3 protein-coding genes are annotated in these 1,607 nt (G+C 56.4%); all 3 read right to left on the reverse strand.

The genetic code is table 11. The features are described 5' to 3' along the window. The coding region (locus GTGU_RS23170; protein ID WP_038163402.1) for a baseplate J/gp47 family protein at nt 1–657 on the reverse strand (657 nt) is incomplete at its 3' end. Next, complete coding sequence (locus GTGU_RS23175; RefSeq protein ID WP_038163404.1) at nt 647–1,099, reverse strand: phage GP46 family protein; 453 nt, start codon at nt 1,097–1,099, stop codon at nt 647–649. The genes GTGU_RS23170 and GTGU_RS23175, both read right to left, overlap by 11 nt. Next, the coding region (locus GTGU_RS23180) for a phage baseplate assembly protein V (RefSeq protein ID WP_038163408.1) at nt 1,099–1,607 on the reverse strand (509 nt) is incomplete at its 5' end. The genes GTGU_RS23180 and GTGU_RS23175, both read right to left, overlap by 1 nt.

Here is a 1,607-nt window from a genome sequence, read left to right on the forward strand (position 1 = left end):
GTGCCACGCATCAAACGCCCAGGCGCGGCTGACACCTGACATTTCACGCGCCCAGATAACATAATCATGCACCGCACCACCCACCGGCGGATTACGCTTTCTGAATAACAAACGGTCAAGCAGCTCGGAGACGGGCTCGATATCTGCACCGCCTGTAAGTCCGCCAGTACCGACCAGACCGTTACTGTCAACGCCGGGAACGGGAGATAACAGCGTCAGGCTCTCGCCTTCCGGGAGGTTTCCGGCGGTGCCGGTATCGCTGGCCTGAATGGTGACCGTGATGGTGTTGTTCTCAGGAACGCCAGCAGCGGTGATCACAAAGACAGCCCCGGAAGTTGTCTGCATTTCAGTATCAACCGGCAGCGGCGCGGTGCCGGTAAAGACTGCCGGGCCTGCCGAGAACGTCGCCTGCTTGCGGATAACACCTTCGCTTGCCGCCGTCTCAATGATGGTATCGTCGTCTGACTTCACCGACGGGATAATCTGGTCTTTAATCCAGCTCTGGTGGTCGTAGACGTCACGAACTTCGCTGCTGAAAGCAACATTCAGCGCTTTTTCCACCCCGACCGGCGGTAACACCGATAAACCGAGTTCAAAGGCGATCTCTTTTTCACCGTCAGTGATGAGCTTGCGGAGAGTGGGAACGTTATAAGGCATTCGCGGTAGCCTCCCAGCGTTTGCTGATGTCAATCCGGAGGTGCGATTTATCCGGGCGGGTGAGAATAACGATAAAGTTGATGCGGTCATAACCGCTGACAGTGGCCGTGACTGTTGCGCTGCGGGCATAACCCGCACGCAGCAGGGGCTCCATGGACAGGCTGGCATAATCCTCGACACGCTGACGGACAGACCCGGTCAGTTTTTCACGGTCGAGCAGCCAGAGCTTTGACCCCCACGGCGCATCGCTGAATGTATCGCCCGGCCAGCCGCGCGGATCACCGGAACCGTCCGGGATAATATCGTCAGCGTCAGCACGGGCATCCGTGAACAGACAAATCAGCACCAGCGTCACCAGCCCGTCATCACGGGAAAGACCGTCATGCGTCACCGTAATTTCGCCCTGCGATAACTGATTATTCCAGTGAATACCGATAGTCATTATTGAGGCACCGTTGTATTTTCACCGTCGCCGTCAATGTGGATATGCTGAAGGAATGATTTACTCCCGACGGTAATATCCTGAGAAAATTCAGACGGCCCGTTAACTTTTAACTGTGCTGTAGTTATTTCAAATAATGCCGACGCAGTGTAATTAACCGAATTCCCTGTGACCTCAATAACGCCACCTGACTTCAGCGTGATATATGACTGACCATCAGCGTGATATAAACGAACCTCACCAGCCTCCAGCCCCTGCGGCCGACAGCGTTTGTCCTCGACCGCAACCGCGACCAGCCCTTCACGTCGACCACCTACCGAGAGTACCAGCGCCTCCGAACCGACGGGCGGGACGGACGTCAGCCCGTAATTCTGGAATCGCTCCACATCGTCGTTGGTTGCGTCTGCCAGCGACTGAATCTGGAGGTTCTGACGCCCCAGACTGTCGTTAACAATACGCACGATCGCGCGGTCAACCAGCAGGCGCAGGCGACGCCCGAGCCCCTCTA

The sequence above is a fragment of the Trabulsiella guamensis ATCC 49490 genome, from assembly GCF_000734965.1.
GTDB classification, from domain to species: Bacteria; Pseudomonadota; Gammaproteobacteria; order Enterobacterales; family Enterobacteriaceae; genus Trabulsiella; species Trabulsiella guamensis.